Raw genomic sequence first — 15,719 nt, 5'->3', positions numbered from 1 at the left:
GGGGTACCTCCGGGGATGTGGGCAGGCGTGGTGGCGGGGCACGCCGGACCGCGCCGACCGCGGTGTCGTCACGCGGTCGGCCGGCGGGCGGTCGCGGCGGCTGCGGTCAGGCGGCGAGTTCGCCGGCCTGGAGCTGCCAGAGGGATGCGTAGAGTCCGTGCCGGTCGAGCAGTTCGTCGTGGGTGCCCTGTTCGGCGACGACGCCGCCCTTGTCCATGACGTAGATCCGGTCGGCGTGGCGGACGGTGGAGAGCCGGTGGGCGATGACGACCATCGTCCGGTCGGCGGCGAAGCTGCGCAGCGTGCGCTGGATGGCGGCCTCGGTCTCGTTGTCCACGGCGGAGGTGGCCTCGTCGAGGACGACGACCGGCGGGTCCTTGAGGATCGCGCGGGCCAGGGCGATCCGCTGCCGCTGGCCGCCGGAGAGCGCGGCGCCGCGTTCGCCGATCAGGGTGTCGTAGCCGTCCGGCAGCGTCGCGATGAAGGTGTGTGCCTCGGCCATGGCGGCCGCCCGGAGCACGGCCTCGTCGGAGGCTCCGAAGCTGCCGTAGCGGATGTTGTCGGCGATGCTGCCGTCGAAGAGGAACGGGTCCTGGGCGACGAAGCCGATGGCGTGGCGCAGGTCGTGCCGCCGCAGGTCGCGGACGTCCTGTCCGTCGAGCCGGACGCTGCCGGATTCCGCGTCCTGGAAGCGCATCAGGAGTTTGGCGATCGTCGTCTTGCCGGAGCCGGTGGCGCCGACCAGGGCGGTCACCTGCCCGGCCGGGATGGTCAGCGAGAGGTCCTCCAGCGCCGCCGGCCGGCCGGGGTAGGCGAAGGTGACCGCGTCGAGGACGAGCTCGCCCCGCACCTCGGCGGGGTCGAGCGTGCCGTTGCTGCCGTCGGCCTCGACGGGCAGGCCGCGCAGCCGCTGGACCCGGTCGTAGGAGGCGAGGGTGCGCTGGTACTGGTCGACGATGCCGCCGAGCCGGCTCATCCGCATCAGCAGCATCTGGGGCAGCCCGATCAGCGGGCTGAACACCTCGAAGCGCAGGGTGCCGTCGAGCACCGACCGGCCGCCGATCAGCAGGGTGCCGGCCATCGACGCGGTGGTGCAGGCCCGGACGGTCTCGGCGTGGCGGAGTGTGCCCCGGTCGGTCCGGGTCCTGCTCTCCCGGGCCGCCGCGCTCAACTCGTCGACGCGTCCGGCCTCGTGGTCCTCGGTGCAGAAGCTCTTGACGGTGGCGCCGGCTTCCAGGGAGTTGATCACCTGGCTGCCCAGCCTGGCGCGGTGCTCGCCGGTGTCGGCGTAGTCGGCCGCGGCCCTGTCCTGGTGGTGCAGCGACAGCCAGGCGATGACCGGGATCGGCAGGAACGCGATCCAGGCGATCTGCGGCGCCAGCAGGAGGAACGCCGGTACCAGGAGGGCCAGGCTGGTGCCGAGTTGCAGCACGTCGTTGGCCGGGCCGGCGAAGAAGGCGCCGAGCTGGCCGACGTCGTCGGTGAGCGCCCCGGCGACCCGGGTGGTCCGCTCGCCCTCCAGGTGTCCCAGTTCGAGGTGCTGGACGTGCCGGTAGGTGCGGCTGCGCCAGTCGTGCTCGATGTCCTGGCCGAGCCGGCGCCACTGGAGGTTCGAGGCGTACGAGAGGCCCGCCACGGCGGCGCAGGCGGCGGCCACCAGCCCGGCCAGGCCCCAGAGTTGGGCGGACGCGGTGGTCAGGCCGAGGCTGACCAGGGGCGCCGCCTCGCCCTTGATGAGGACCAGTCCGGTCCAGCCGAGGAAGGTGCCGAGCGCCATCTCCGAGACCTGGCAGGAGACCGACAGCGCGGCGGCCCGGTAGAGGCGGGTGCGGTGCGGGCCGACGATCTCCAGCAGGGGGTGGCGCAGGGCGCCGGCGCCGACCGCGTCCCGGGACGCGTCGACCGTTCTGCGCCAGGCGTTCCGGAGGACGGCCGCGGTCGCGGCGGCCACCCCGCCCACCGCCACCAGCTGCCTGCTCAGTGCCGAGCCCTTGATCAGGGCGACTCCGGCCGCGACGCCGCCGCCGACAGCGAGCACGGGTCGCACGACCAGGCCCCGGTCCGTCCGCGGGGCCGGTGCGGCGGCGGGCCGGGCCGGTGCCGGGCGCCCTGCGCCGGTCGGGTCCGCCGCGACCAGGCTGACGGCTCTGCGGACGATCCGGCCGACGTCCGCGGCGCGCACCCGCGCATCGTGCCGGACGAGCAGCCCGCCGGTGACCGGGTTGGCCCGGGCCTCGGTGATCCCGGGGATGCGGCGCAGCACGGCGGCGAGGACCTCGGCCGTCCGGGGCCGTCCGAGCACCAGCTTGACGTCCCAGCGCTGGCGGCCCGGAATGACCGAGCGCGGGCTCGCGTCCAATTCCACGGAGCGGAATCCGGCTGCGGCACCCAGTAGCGATGGCATGTGTACGATCACCTGTTTGCGGAGGTCGCGGAAAATCGTCTCGGGCACGACGGATCACACGACGGATTGGGAATGTCGGGAAGCGAATGCGCTGCGGCCGGCGGGCCTGCAGTCGCCCGCCGCCGGGGCGCATTCCTTCGCAATCGATCGGAATGCGAGCCCGGCGGCGGGCCGGGTTGCGGACGGGCCGTCAGTGCGTCTTGCCGGCGCCCGCGGTCGCGCGGATCTTGGGGGCCCTGGGGTCCTCCTCCGCGGCCCGGCGGGCCCGCTCGGTGGCCTCGTCCTTCGCGTTGCTCGGGGCGGCGCCCTCGGCGGTGGTGCGCTGGCCGTCGGCCGGCCGGGGTCCGGCCTCACCGGCGGCGATCTGGGCCGCCATCATGTCGGCGGCCACCTCGGCCGCGAGGTCGTGGATGTTCTCCCCGGCCTCGTGCGCGGCCTTCTTCACCTCCATCGCGATGCCGACGGACGTCTTGACGACTCCTCGCACCAGCGGCTTGAGCAGACGCTTGGCCAGGGGCGCGACCACGAGGCCGATCAGGAAGGGCGGTACTACGGGCGGCATGATGCTCCATCCTCTCCACACACAGGTATGACTGGGACCCGGGCACTGCGGACACGGAGCAGCGCACAGCCGGGTGGACGGAAGCATTCCACCTCGGAATCCGGGATTCACCTACCGAATCGGTATTCCGGACACCGGCATGCGCCGCCCGATCTCGTGGCCACCGTAGTCGAACCATGTCCGCCGGAGCCAAGCGGGCTCCGCCGGTTCACTCTTGTGAGTGTTCATGGCTTGCACCCGCACCCTGAATGGCGGCGCGCCCTGCAGGACAAGAATGCATTGACCCGCTTTTCATATTCATTCGAAGTCACGTGGAAGGCCCAGTTCACGCGCCACCCTCCGCCGCAGTCCCGGGAACGGCAACGCCCCGCCTCCCAGTACCGCCTCGTGGAAGGCCCGCACGTCGAACCCGGCCCCCAGCTCCGCCTCGGCCCGCGCCCGGAGCCCGCCGAACTCCAGGAAGCCCGCCCGGTAGGAGAGCGCCTGACCGGGCAGGTCGGTCGAGTAGCGCAGCAGGTCGGAGGTGATCTGGCCGTCCGCCTCGGTGCAGTTGGCGCGCATGAACTCCCGCGCCTGCTCCAGGCCCATCGTCCCGAGGTTGAGCCCGGTGTCGACGACGAGTCGCTGGGCGGTGAACCGCTCCTGCGCCAGGCGCCCGTAGGCGTCCCACGGGTCCGCATAGAGACCCGCCTCCCAGCCGAGGCCCGCCGCGTACTCGGCCCAGCCCTCGTTGAAGGCACCGAACTCCGCCGCCTCGCGCCGCAGTTGCGGCAGCGAGCGGTCCTCGGCCTGCCGGGCGAGGTGGAAGTGGTGGCCCGGAGCCAGCTCGTGGAGGATCAGCGAGGCCGAGCCCAGCAGGGACCTGTGCTCCAGGTCGGAGCCGTTGTAGCGGTAGCGCCCGACCGGCTCGGCCGCCGTCGGAGCCTCGTAGTAGCCGAAGGTCATCCCCGGCTCCAGCGCCGGATCCAGCCGGGCCAGCCCGTACGGCGCCCGCGGCACGGTGGCGAACAGGCGCGGCAGCACCGGGGCCAGCCGGTCGAGGTGGCCCCGGTAGCGCGCCTCGACCTCCTCCGGCGTCCGGGCGTACAGCCGGGGCTCGGTCCGCAGCCGCTCGTGGAACTCGGCCTCCGAGCCGTGGAAACCCAGCGTCGCGCGGACCTCCCGCATCCGCTCGGCGAGTTCCCGGCACTGCTCGCGGCCGAGTTCGTGCAGCCGCTCGGGCGCGGTGTCGCCCCCGCTGTGGATCCGGGCGAAGTCCCGGTACGCCGCCTCGCCGTCCCGGTAGTGCGCCCAGCCGACGGCCCGCGGCGCCGCGCCCAGGTGGGCCGGTTCGTCGAGGAGGGCGAGCAGCCGGTCGAAGCCCGGCGTCAACTCGTCCTCGACCAGCCGCCGTACGCCGTCCCGGAGGCGCCCGCGCCCGGCCGGCCCCAGCCCGTCGAGCCGGTCCTCGGCCACCTCCACCCGGCCCGCCACCGACGTCCGCAGCCCGGCGAGGGTGGCGCGCGCTCCGGCCAGCGCCGGGGCGGGCACCCGGAAGCCGCGCGCCGCCTGACCCGCCACCTTGTCGCCGATCGAGCCGACCACCCCGGCCAGCTCCCGCACCAGCCCCACGTATCGCTCGACGTCCGACGGCTGGGCGAAGGACAGCGGGCGCAGCACCGCGTCGACGTACAGCGACAGCGGGAACAGCCGGTAGGGCGTGGCCGCGGACGTCAGCCAGTAGCTGCGGTGGGTGCGCAGCTCCTGATCGGCCAGCCCCGCCAGGAACGCGGCGGTGTCGGCGTCGGCACCGGACAGCCCCGCGCCGTCGAGCGCCCGCACCCGGCCCAGCACCTCCTCGGCGAACCGCGCCCGCTCATCCGCCTCGGCCGGGGAGGCCCTGGGCAGCGTCTCGACCGGGAGTCCCTGGCGGACCCTCAGCAGCGGATCGCGCTCCGACAGGAAGCCCCAGTAGCGGTCCGTCAGTCGGTGGACCTCCCGGCCCGGTTCGTTCGCACTCGTGCTCATGCGGCCATCCTGGCGACGGCCGGCCGCCGAGCGCCCCCGCTCCGGGACGCACGGACGTGACACCCCTCGAAAGGGTGAATCACGATCCCCTCCCCGGCCGCCGCCCACGGCTCCCGGCCGGGCCGACAGGCGGCTCCGGGCGTTCGAACATGACTGCGGCGCCGGTCAGTTGAACCGTCACGGCGAGGACCCGGTGGCACCATGGCCGCCATGCCCCGACGCACTCCGCCGGTCGCGCCGGCGGCCGCCCTCACCGCCGCGGCCGTCGCGCTGGCCGGCTGCGGAGGCGCCGCCCGGTCCTCGACGAGCACCCCGCTCGTCGACCACGGGACCGTCCGGATCGCCGAGTCCAGCGAGACGCCGAGCTTCGACCCGTACTCCACCTTCGGCGCCGGTCAGGCCCGCTACGCCTACGACTCGCTGGTCGACGTCGCCCCCGACGGCACCGTCGTTTCCGGACTCGCCTCCTCCTGGCAGGCCACCACCACCGCGGCCACCTTCACCCTCCGCCCGGGCGTCACCTGCTCCGACGGCACCCCGCTCACCGCCTCCGCCGTGGTCCGGGCGCTGACGTACGCGGGCGACCCGGCCCGCCGGCTGGCCGGCGCCCGGACCGTCCTGCCGAACGTCCCGTTCACCGCGGACGCCGACGACCGGGCCGGCACGGTGTCGGTCACCACCGCCGCGCCCTTCCCGTTCCTGACCCGCACTCTCGGGCTGCTGCCGATCGTCTGCCCCGCCGGCCTCGACCGGCCCGAGACGCTGGAGCGCACCACCCAGGGCACCGGCCCGTACGTGCTCACCCGCTACTCCCCCGGCGGGCCCTACGAGTTCACCGTCCGCGAGGGCTACACCTGGGGCCCCGGCGGGGCGACCACCGCCGCACCCGGCCTGCCGGCCCGGATCGTCCTGTCCGTGGTGCCCCAGGCCTCCACCACCGCGAACCTGCTGCTCACCGGAGGCCTCGACATCGCGAACGTCACCGGGCCCGACCGCGCCCGGCTCACCGGGCACGGCCTGGCCGCCGAGGACGTGGCGACGGTGGTCGGGCTGACCTTCTTCAACCAGCGCCCCGGCCGCCCCCTCGCCGACCCGGCGCTGCGCCGCGCCCTGGTGTCCGCCCTCGACCGCCAGGGGCTCGCCAACGTCGCCGTCGGCGGCACCGGCCACCCGGCCCGCGACTTCGGCGCCGTGGGCGCCGTCTGCCACGCCGACCTCGCCACCGCCAACCTGCCCGGGCAGGACGCCCCCGCGGCCCTGCGCGCCGCCGGCTGGACCCGCACCGGCGACGGCCCGCTCGGCAAGGACGGCCGGCCGCTGAGGCTGCGCCTGATCACCAGCCCGGACCTCGGCCCGACCCTGCCGCCCGCCGCCGAACTGATGGCCCGGACCTGGACGGCGCTCGGCGCGGACGTCGAACTGGTCACCGAGAGCCTGCCCGCCCTCGTCAACGCCATGTACCGGACCGGCGACTTCGACGTCGTGGTCGGCAGCACCCCGGGCTTCACCCTGCCGGTCGGCTTCGTCCCGTTCTTCTCCGGCCCCACCCCCGCCCAGGGCCTGAACTTCGCCGGGGTCGCCGACCCCGAGTACGACGCCCTGGTCTCCCAGGCCCTCCGGGAACCGGACACCGAGGGCTGCGGCACCTGGAACCGGGCCGCCGCCGCGCTCTTCCGCTCGGCCGCCGCCCTGCCGATCGCGGACGGCCGGAGCACCGTGTACGGCTACCGCACCACCTTCGCCACCACCTTCGGCGGCCGGCTCGTCCCCACCAGCATCCGCCTCCACCGATGACCCGGGGGCCCACCGTGTTGTCCCTGCCCGACCTGCTGCGACACCCGTGGACGGCGTTCCTCGGCCGCCGCGCCGCCCGGCTGCTGCTCTCCCTCGCCGTCGTGCTCACCGCGTCCTTCGCGATGGTCCGCCTCGTCCCGGGCGACCCGGTCCGCGCCGCCCTCGGCGTCGACGCCGCCCCCGACCTGGTCGCCGCCCGCCGGCACGAACTGGGCCTCGACGTGCCCTTCCTCGACCAGTACCGGCACTACCTCGACGGCCTGCTGCACGGGGACCTCGGGACCTCCCTGGTCACCGGCACCCCGGTCGCGGAGCTGGTCCGCACCCGGCTGCCGGCCACCCTGGAGATCGCCGCCCTGGCCTTCCTGGTCACCCTCGCCGTCGCCCTGCCCGGCGGACTGCTCGCCGCCGTCCGCACCCGGGACGGCCGCCACCCGCGCAGCGAGCTGACGTTCACCGTGGTCACCGCCGGCCTGGCCGGAGTGCCGGACTTCGTGCTGGCCGCCGGACTCACCGCGCTGCTGGCCGTCGGCCTGCGACTGCTGCCGGTGGCCGGCACGGCGGGAGCCGAGTCCCTCGTCCTGCCGGTCCTGGCGCTCTCCCTCGCGCCGACGGCCGTCCTGCTGCGCATCGTCCGGGTCGAGGCGCTGAAGGTGCTGGGCGAGGACTACCTGCGCACCGCCCGGAGCAAGCGGCTGTCCCCCGCCCGCCGCTACCTGCGGCACGCCGCGCCCAACACGGCCACCGCCGCGCTCACCGTCGCCGGGAGCCTGCTGCCCGGCATGATCGCCGGTACCGTCCTGGTCGAGAAGGTGTTCGCCTGGCCGGGCATCGGATCGGCGATGGCCCAGTCCGTGGTGGCCCAGGACTACCCGGTGATCCAGGCGATGGTGCTGGTCCTGGGCACCGCCGTGCTGCTCTCCGGCCTCCTGGTCGACGTGCTGCTGGCCGTGCTGGACCCTCGTTCGACGATCCGGGAGAGCTGAGATGCCCCGTCCCACCAGGCACCCCCGCTCGCCGATGGCCTGGATCTCGGCGGTCATGCTGACGTCGCTGCTCGTCCTCGCCGTGGCCGCACCGCTCGTGTGGGGCACCGCGGCCGACCGCCCCGACCCCTTCGCGGTGCTCCAGGGCCCGTCCGCGGCCCACCCGTTCGGCACCGACAACCTCGGCCGGGACGTGCTCGCCCGGGTCCTGACCGCCACCCGGCCCTCCCTGCTGCCGGCCCTCGCCGCCACGGTGCTCGGCGCCACCGGCGGCGTCCTGCTCGGCGCGGCCACCGCCGTGGTCGGCCCGCGCGCCCGCCGGCTGCTCGCCGGCCTGATCACCCTGCTGCTCGCCTTCCCCGCGCTGCTGGTCGCGATGTTCCTCGCGGTGGTGTTCGGCGCGGGCGCCGGCGGGGCGGTGCTCGCGCTCGCCGTCGCCGGCGTCCCCGGCTTCGCCCGGCTCTCCCAGACCCTCGCCGCCGCCGTGGCCGGCACCGACCACCTGGCCGCGGCCCGGGTCCTCGGCCTGCGCCGGCACCGGCTGCTGTGGCGGCACGTCCTGCCCAACATCGCCGAGCCGCTGCTGCTGGCCGCCACCACGGCCGCGGGCACGGCCCTGGTCGCGCTCTCCGGGCTGAGCTTCCTCGGTCTGGGCGTCCAGCCGCCCGACTACGACTGGGGGCAGCTGCTCAACCAGGGCCTCGACCGCATCTACGCCGACCCGCTGCCCGCGCTCGCCCCCGGCCTGGCCGTCCTCTACGCGGCCCTGACCTTCCAGCTGCTCGGCGAGGTCCTGGCCCGTCGCGTCGCCGGGCGCGATCCGGCACCCCGGACCCCCGCGCCACCGCCCGCCCCGAGCGGGCCGGCCGAGGAGGGCCTGGTGCTCCAGGTCGAGGACCTCAGCGTCGAACTCCCCACCCCGGACGGCACGATCCGGCCGGTGCGCGGTGTGAGCCTCGCCCTGCGCCCGGGCGAGATCGTCGGGCTCGTCGGCGAGTCGGGCTCCGGCAAGTCGCTGACCGCACTCGCCGTCGCCGACCTGCTCCCCGAACGGGCCCGGGTCACCCGGCGGACCCTGCGCCTGCTCGGCGCCGACCTCGCCACCATGACCCCGAAACAGCGCGACCGGCACCTCGCGACCGCCCTGGCGACGGTCTTCCAGAACCCGGCCTCCGCGCTCAACCCGTCCCTGCGGATCTCCACCCAGCTCACCGAAGCCGTCCGGGCCCACCGCGGCGCGAGCCGCGCCCGGGCCGAGGCCGAGGCCGCCGAGGCGCTGCGCCGGGTGGCCCTTCCCCCCGCGCTGCTGCGCTCGCGCCCGCACCAGCTCTCCGGCGGCCAGCGCCAGCGCGTGATGATCGCCGCCGGGCTGATGGTGCGGCCGGCCCTCGTCATCGCCGACGAGCCGACCACCGCGCTCGACGTCACCGTGCAGCGGCAGATCACCCGCCTGCTCGGCGACCTCCGGCGGGACACCGCCACCGCGATCCTGTTCATCAGCCATGACATCGCGCTGGTCGGCGGCTTCTGCGACCGCGTCCTGGTGATGTACGCGGGCAGCGTCGTCGAGTCCCTGCCCGCCGACCGCCTCGCCGACGGCACCCGGCACCCGTACACCCGCGCACTGGTCGCCTCGGTGCCGGACCTCACCGCCGACCGCGACCGGCCGCTGCCGACGGTCGAGGGCGCGCCACCCGACCCGCTCGCCACCGCGCCGGGCTGCGCGTTCGAGCCCCGCTGCCCGCGCCGCCGGGACCACTGCGCCGAGCAGGCCCCGCCGCTGGGGGACCTCGACGCGGTCCACCGGGTGGCCTGCTGGTACCCGGTGGCGGCGGAGGTGGTGGTGTCATGACCGAACTCCGGGTCTGCGACCTCACCGTCCGCCACCGCGGACCGCGCGGCCCGGTCGCCGCCGTCGACGGGGTCTCGCTGGAGATCCCGCCGGGCACCTCGCTCGGCCTGGTGGGCGAGTCCGGCTCGGGGAAGTCGAGCCTGGCCCGCGCGATCGTCGGGCTGACCCCCGTGCACGGGGGCCGGATCCTGCTGGACGACCGGGAGGTCCGGGTCCGTACGATCGGCGACCGCCGCCGCCTCGGCCGGCTGGTCCAGATCGTCCTCCAGGACCCGGACACCGCGCTGGACCCCCGGATGACCGTCCGCCGGACCCTGCTCGAAGCGGCCACCGCGTTCCGCCGGCTCGACCGGCGGGCCCGTGCCGAGCGCGTCCCCGCCCTGCTCGAACTCGTCGGCCTGGACCCCCGGTTCGCGGACCGCCTGCCCCGGCAGCTGTCCGGCGGCCAGCGCCAGCGGGTCGCCGTCGCCCGCGCCCTGGCCGTCGAACCCGGCCTGCTGATCGCCGACGAGATCACCTCCGCGCTCGACGTCTCGGTGCAGGCCGCCGTGCTCAACACCATCCGCGACCTCCAGCGGCGGCTCGGCCTGTCCATGCTGTTCATCGGCCACAACCTGCCGGCGGTCTGCCACGTCTCCGACGCGGTGGCCGTCATGCGGCACGGCCGGATCGTGGAGACCGCCCCCACCGCGGCCGTCCTGCGCGCCCCGCAGCACCCGTACACCCGGGAACTGCTCGCCGCCGTACCGAGCCTGCGCACGCCCCCACCCGAGGAGAGGCTCCCATGACCCCCAGGCACCCGGACGCGGTGGTCGTCGGAGCCGGCGTGATCGGCGCGGCCGTCGCCCTCGAACTCGCCCGCGCCGGACGCCGGGTGGTCGTCGTGGACAAGGCGGGCGCCGCCGGGCACGGCTCCACCAGCGCCTCCAGTGCGATCATCCGCTTCAACTACTCCACCTTCGACGGCGTCGCCACGGCCTGGGAGGCCCGGCACCTCTGGACGTCCTGGCCCGACCACCTCCGGCTCACCCACCGCCACCCGCTCGCCGCCTTCCACCGCACCGGCGCCGTCGTGCTCGACTCCCCCGGCGCCGCGCCGGCCGAGGTGGCCGCCCTGTTCGACCGCGTCGGCGTCCCGTACGAGCGATGGGACACCCCGACCCTGCGCGAACGCCTCCCGGGGATCGACCCCGGCCGGTACTGGCCGCCGAAGCCGGTGGAGGACGACGCCTTCTTCGACGGGCCGGCCGGCGAACTCGGCGCCCTGTTCACCCCGGACGCCGGGTTCGTCGACGACCCGCAGCTCGCCGCCCGGAACCTCGCCGACGCGGCAGCCGAACGGGGCGCGCGCTTCCTGTTCCACCACACCGTGACGGCCGTCGACCGGCACGCGGACCGGGTGGCGGGCGTCCGGCTCGCCGACGGCACGCGGATCGCCGCGCCGGTCGTGGTCAACGCCGCCGGCCCCTGGTCGGGCGGCCTCAACCGGCTGGCCGGCGTCGGCCACGACTTCACGATCCGCGTACGGCCCCTGCGTGAGGAGGTCCACCAGGTCCCCCTGCCCACCGGCCACACCGCCGTGCCGGTCGTCGCCGACCTCGACCTCGGCACCTACCTGCGGTCGGCCCCGGGCGGACACCTCCTGGTCGGCGGGACGGAACCGGACTGCGACCCGCACGAGTGGATCGACGACCCGGACGCGGCCGACCCCCGCCCCACCGCCCGCCGCTTCCGCACCCAGGTGACCCGGGCCGCCCGGCGCCTCCCCGCGATCGGCGTCCCCAACCGGCCGCTCGGGGTCGCGGGGGTGTACGACGTCGCCGACGACTGGACGCCGATCTACGACCGCACCGCCCTCGACGGCTACTACGTCGCCATGGGCACCAGCGGCAACCAGTTCAAGAACGCCCCGCTGGTGGGCCGCTTCCTCGCCGCCCTGATCGACTCGGTCGAAGCCGGCCACGACCACGACGGCGACCCGCTCCGGTACCGCTGCGAGCACACCGGCAACGTCGTGGACCTGGGCGCCTTCTCCCGCCGGCGCCCGCCCCGGGCGGACCCGGCGCGGACCGTCATGGGCTGACCACCCGCAGCTCCTGCACCAGGCCCGCGACCACGTCGACCACGAACCCGGGCGCCTCGTGCGGGAAGTCGTGTCCCGTCCCCGCCGGGGTGTGCACCAGCCGTGACGCCGTCGACGCCGCCAGGTACCGCGTCCGGCTCCGGAGGTAGAAGCGGCGGATCCGCTCGGCCTCGACCGCGTCCCGGGCCCCGGCCAGCACCGCCTCGCCGCCGATGAGGTCCCGGGGTATCACCAGCACCAGCGGCAGGTCCCCGAGGTCCCCGTCGTACACCACGGTGTCCCAGCCCACCCGCGCCAGCCCGGACGCCGACAGCTCGGCGAAGACCGACGCGGCGGCGCAGCCCTGCCCGGCCCGGCCCTCGGGACTGCGGTGGGCGCCGAACAGCTGCCGCACCGCCGCCCGCACGAAGCCGCGACGCATCCCGGCGAGCTGCCGGCTCGGCGGCGCGAAGGCGATGACCTCCAGCGGTGTCGGATCCAGCAGGACGAGCCCGGCCACCAGCTCCGGCCGGCGCCTGGCCACGTTCGCGACCAGCAAGCCGCCGAAGGAATGGCCGACGAACACGAACGGCGGCCGTTCCCCCGCCCCCTGCAGCGCCGCCACCAACTCCTCCGCCTCGCCCGCCGTCGTCCGCGGGAACGGCCCGACATCGCTCCAGCCCGTTCCGAGGCGGTCGACCAGCACCGAGCGGGCCCGGGCCGACAGCATCGTGTGCAGCTCCCGGAAGTCCGCACCGGGGGCGTGCCCGCCGGGCACCCAGACCACCGTCGGCCCGCCCGCGGCCTCCCCCTCGGCGAGGAGGTGCATCCGGTGACCGCCCACGTCGACCAGCCGCCCCGGCGGCGGATTCGCCCGCGCCTCCCGGGCCACCAGTACCAGGTGCCGCACGGCTCCCACCGCCAGCAGCACACCGGCGGCCGTCACCAGGCCGCCGAGCACCACCGCCCACGCCGACCCCACACCGAGCAGAACGCCACCCACCGCCACCACCAGCACCGCGACCGGCACACCCAGCCAGTCCCGGCTCAGTAACGCGAGCAAGGAGTCCGTGACCCGTCCGTCCCGGCGCATCGGTCCTCCGCAAGGGCTCGAAAACCGATCTCTGCCAGAGTCATTCCCCCATCCACCAGGCCCGACGCCGGACCGCCCCACGGAATCGTCCGGAACCGTCCCGCGGAATCGACCGGAACCGCCGGAATCGACCGCCCCGCACCCGACCGGCGGCCCGGGGTCACCGCAACGCCCCCGGGTGCCGTGTCACCCCGCCGGCCCGACCTTCCACGGACGGGTGAAATCCCGGCCGACAGCTCGCCCACCGGCCGCCGCGAACGCCAGCATGGCCCGCATGACCACCACGAACACCCCAGCCGAGCGGGCCGCCCAGGCCCGGGCGGCCGAAGCCCAGCTCGCCGCCGACGGAATCGACGGGGTGGTGTTCGGCTGGGTCGACAACGCCGGGCTCACCCGGGTGAAGTCCGTCCCGCTCGCCCAGCTCGAACACGCCGCCGAGTACGGCGTCGGCGCCGTGCCGTGCTTCGACGTCGCCCTGGTGGACGACACCTTCACCACCGCGCCTTCGAGCACCGGCCCGGTGGGCGACCTGCGGCTCGTCCCCGACCTCGACCGGCTCACCCCGCTCGCCGCCCAGCCCGGCTGGGCCTGGGCCCCGGCCGACCGCTACACCCAGGACGGCACCCCGCACCCCGGCTGCCAGCGCCACTTCGCCCGCCGGGTCACCGAGGCCGTCGAGCAGCGCGGGCTCGCGGTCCGGGCCGGGATCGAGATCGAGTGGGTGGTGGCCGACGCCGCCGGGGCACCCGCCACGGTCGCGCCCGCGTACGGGATGACCCGCTTCATCGAGCACTCCGACTACCTGCGCGAGGTGCTGCGGGCCCTCACCGCCCAGGGACTGGCCGTCCTCCAGATCCACCCCGAGTACGCCGCCGGGCAGTTCGAGGTCTCCGTCGCCGCCGAGGGGCCGGTCGAGGCGGCCGACACCACGATGCTGGTGCGCCACACCATCCGGGCCGTCTCCGCCCGGCACGGCCTGCGGGTCTCGTACGCCCCCGTCTTCACCGAGGGCTCGGTCGGCAACGGCGGCCACCTGCATCTCAGCCTCTGGCGCGAGGGCCGGAACCTCGCGCACGGCGGCCCCGGCCGCCACGGGCTGCACCCCGAGGCGGAGCACTTCCTCGCGGGCGTGCTGGCCGAGCTGCCCGCCCTGCTCGCCCTCGGCGCGCCCGGCGTCGCCTCCTACCTGCGGCTGGTGCCCTGCCACTTCGCCGGGGCCTACCGCTGCTGGGGCCTGGAGAACCGTGAGGCGGCGCTGCGCCTGATCGCCGGCTCCGCCGCCCGGCAGGCCAACGCCGAACTCAAGTGCTTCGACGCCGCCGCCAACCCGTACCTGACGGTCGGCGGTGTGCTGGCCGCCGGACTCGCCGGCCTCGACGCCGGCCTTCCCCTCCCGCCCGAGACCCTGCGCGACCCCGCCGTCCTCGCCGACGCCGAGCGCCTCCCGGCGAGCCTGCCGGAGGCGATCGACGCGTACGAGAAGTCCGCACTGCTGCGACAGGCGCTCGGCCCGGAGCTCTACGAGACCGTGCTGGCCGTCCGGCGCGCGGAGGCGGAGGCGTTCGCGATGCACACGGACGCCGACGTCATCGAGGCCGTCCGCTGGCGCTACTGACGAGCGCCGGTTCCGCACCGTCGTTTCCCGGGCGATGAGCCGGTCGAGGACCGGCTCATCGCCTTCGCGCATCGCTGAGCCCGGCAGGCCGCCGTGCGTCCGCCTCAGCCCACCTCGGCCCTGGGCGAGGGCCCGGGGGTCGGGACGGCAACGGCAGACTCCAGCGGCATCGTCATGTAGACGGCCTCGTCGCCGTAGCTTGCGGGCAGGTCGGTCTCGGGCCGGGCGCGGTAGCCCAGTGGAGTCCACAGGACGTGCGAGCCGCGGACGGCGACCAGTGAGAGGGTCCGGTAGCCGGCCGCCCTGGCGGTGGCCTCCAGGTGGCGCAGCATGCGGTGGGCGTGGCCGTGGCCGCGGAGGTTTTCGGCGATGACGAGGTCGTGGGCGTGCATGTTGGTGGTGGGTGGCTGTTCGGCGCTGGTGGTGTTTTCGGTGTGGTGGAGGTCGGGGCAGTGGTGGAGGGGGTAGGGCAGGGCGAGGAGGTAGCCGCCGACGTGGCCTGCGTGGTCGAGGACGAAGCAGGTGGAGGGTGAGGTGCGGTGTCGGGACTGGAGTGCGTCGCGGCCTTCGGACAGGCCGCTGGTGGCGTAGGCGTGTTCTTCGAGTGCGACGACGGTGTCCCAGTCGTCGGCGCGCAGGAGTCGGATCCGGGGGTCGGTCATGCGGGGTCTCCGTTCGGGGTCCGGGCGCCGCCGATGCTGGTGTGGGGTAGGGGGGTGAAGCCGTTGAAGCCCTGGGTGGTGTAGGCGGTGGCGTAGGCGCCGCAGGAGTGGATCCAGACGGGGTCGCCGGAGGCGACGGCGTGGGGGACGCGGACGGGGGCGCCGTCGCGGGTGTAGGCGTCGTCGCTGTCGCAGGTGGGGCCGGCGACGACGGCGTTGACGAACTGGCCGCCGGGGTGGCCGGGGAACTCCAGGCGGTACTGGAGCTGGTCCATCTCGTAGAGGCCGTTGAACTTGCCGCAGCTGAGGTAGAGCCAGTCCTCGCGGGTGCCGTCGAGGCGGTGGCGGGTGGTGAGGCGGGCGACGTGGGCGCGGATGGCGCCGTGGTCGGCGACCAGGTGGCGTCCGGGTTCGACGAGGAACTCCAGTGGTCCGGCGTTGACGGCGCGCAGCCGGTCGGTGCCTTCGCGGATGACGGTGAACATCTTGTCGAGTGGGGGGTCGAGGGGGTTGCCGTGGCGGTCGAGGACGCCGAGGGCGGGTAGTCCGCCGCCGAGGTTGATGCGCCGGGGGGTGATGCCGCGCCGGTTGAGGGCTTCCAGGACGGCGGCGAGGGAGTCCAGGGCGGCGCTCCAGGCTTCGGCGGTCATCTGCTGGGAGCCGACGTGGACGGACAGGCCGG

At 75.2% G+C, this 15,719-nt stretch carries 12 protein-coding genes; 6 read left to right on the top strand and 6 right to left on the bottom strand.

Features of this window, described 5'->3' with window-relative positions; translation table 11 throughout:
- Window positions 1-106: 106 nt before the first annotated feature.
- From ABT048_RS31975 to ABT048_RS31965, 3 genes are all read right to left on the bottom strand, one after another.
- A complete protein-coding gene (locus ABT048_RS31975; RefSeq protein WP_350525054.1) occupies window positions 107-2,365 on the bottom strand; it encodes an ABC transporter ATP-binding protein/permease in 2,259 nt (752 codons plus the stop codon).
- A 229-nt stretch (window positions 2,366-2,594) separates the two neighbouring features.
- Complete coding sequence (locus tag ABT048_RS31970; RefSeq protein WP_350525053.1) at window positions 2,595-2,966, bottom strand: DUF5132 domain-containing protein; 372 nt, start codon at window positions 2,964-2,966, stop codon at window positions 2,595-2,597.
- Window positions 2,967-3,263: 297 nt separating this feature from the next.
- Window positions 3,264-4,973, bottom strand: coding sequence for a DUF885 domain-containing protein (locus tag ABT048_RS31965; RefSeq protein WP_350525052.1), 1,710 nt, complete (start codon window positions 4,971-4,973; stop codon window positions 3,264-3,266).
- A gap of 210 nt (window positions 4,974-5,183) precedes the next feature.
- On the opposite strand from ABT048_RS31965, the gene ABT048_RS31960 reads away from it, so the two are divergent.
- Genes ABT048_RS31960 through ABT048_RS31940 form a run of 5 tightly spaced genes read left to right on the top strand, consistent with a single transcriptional unit; the run spans window position 5,184 to window position 11,688 of the window.
- Window positions 5,184-6,767, top strand: coding sequence for an ABC transporter substrate-binding protein (locus ABT048_RS31960; protein ID WP_350525051.1), 1,584 nt, complete (start codon window positions 5,184-5,186; stop codon window positions 6,765-6,767).
- Window positions 6,764-7,753, top strand: coding sequence for an ABC transporter permease (locus ABT048_RS31955; protein ID WP_350525050.1), 990 nt, complete (start codon window positions 6,764-6,766; stop codon window positions 7,751-7,753). Before ABT048_RS31960 ends, ABT048_RS31955 begins: the two co-directional genes overlap by 4 nt.
- Before the next feature lies 1 nt (window position 7,754).
- Window positions 7,755-9,605, top strand: coding sequence for a dipeptide/oligopeptide/nickel ABC transporter permease/ATP-binding protein (locus ABT048_RS31950; RefSeq protein WP_350525049.1), 1,851 nt, complete (start codon window positions 7,755-7,757; stop codon window positions 9,603-9,605).
- Entirely contained in the window at window positions 9,602-10,393 is a 792-nt protein-coding gene (locus tag ABT048_RS31945; RefSeq protein WP_350525048.1) for an ABC transporter ATP-binding protein, read from the top strand. Before ABT048_RS31950 ends, ABT048_RS31945 begins: the two co-directional genes overlap by 4 nt.
- Window positions 10,390-11,688, top strand: coding sequence for an NAD(P)/FAD-dependent oxidoreductase (locus tag ABT048_RS31940; RefSeq protein ID WP_350525047.1), 1,299 nt, complete (start codon window positions 10,390-10,392; stop codon window positions 11,686-11,688). The genes ABT048_RS31945 and ABT048_RS31940 overlap by 4 nt, the downstream gene beginning before the upstream one ends.
- On the opposite strand, the gene ABT048_RS31935 is transcribed toward ABT048_RS31940, so the two are convergent.
- A complete protein-coding gene (locus tag ABT048_RS31935) occupies window positions 11,678-12,760 on the bottom strand; it encodes an alpha/beta fold hydrolase (protein WP_350525046.1) in 1,083 nt (360 codons plus the stop codon). The genes ABT048_RS31940 and ABT048_RS31935 overlap by 11 nt on opposite strands.
- 274 nt (window positions 12,761-13,034) lie before the next feature.
- Here ABT048_RS31935 and ABT048_RS31930 point away from each other — a divergent pair, with 274 nt between their 5' ends.
- Window positions 13,035-14,375 (top strand): type I glutamate--ammonia ligase, encoded by a 1,341-nt coding sequence (locus tag ABT048_RS31930; RefSeq protein WP_350525045.1) that lies wholly within the window; start codon window positions 13,035-13,037, stop codon window positions 14,373-14,375.
- Between the two features lie 104 nt (window positions 14,376-14,479).
- On the opposite strand, the gene ABT048_RS31925 is transcribed toward ABT048_RS31930, so the two are convergent.
- Together ABT048_RS31925 and ABT048_RS31920 are read right to left on the bottom strand one after the other, a co-directional pair.
- Window positions 14,480-15,037, bottom strand: coding sequence for a GNAT family N-acetyltransferase (locus ABT048_RS31925; protein WP_350525044.1), 558 nt, complete (start codon window positions 15,035-15,037; stop codon window positions 14,480-14,482).
- Window positions 15,034-15,719, bottom strand: a 686-nt coding sequence (locus ABT048_RS31920) for a type III PLP-dependent enzyme domain-containing protein (protein WP_502894100.1), incomplete at its 5' end; no start/stop codon positions are given. The genes ABT048_RS31925 and ABT048_RS31920, both read right to left, overlap by 4 nt.

Origin of the sequence: Kitasatospora sp. NPDC096140 (assembly GCF_040303045.1) — a bacterium.
Classification (GTDB): Bacteria; Actinomycetota; Actinomycetes; order Streptomycetales; family Streptomycetaceae; genus Kitasatospora.
Note: the sequence above shows the minus strand (reverse complement) of the source record. Positions and strands in the feature narration are given on the sequence as shown.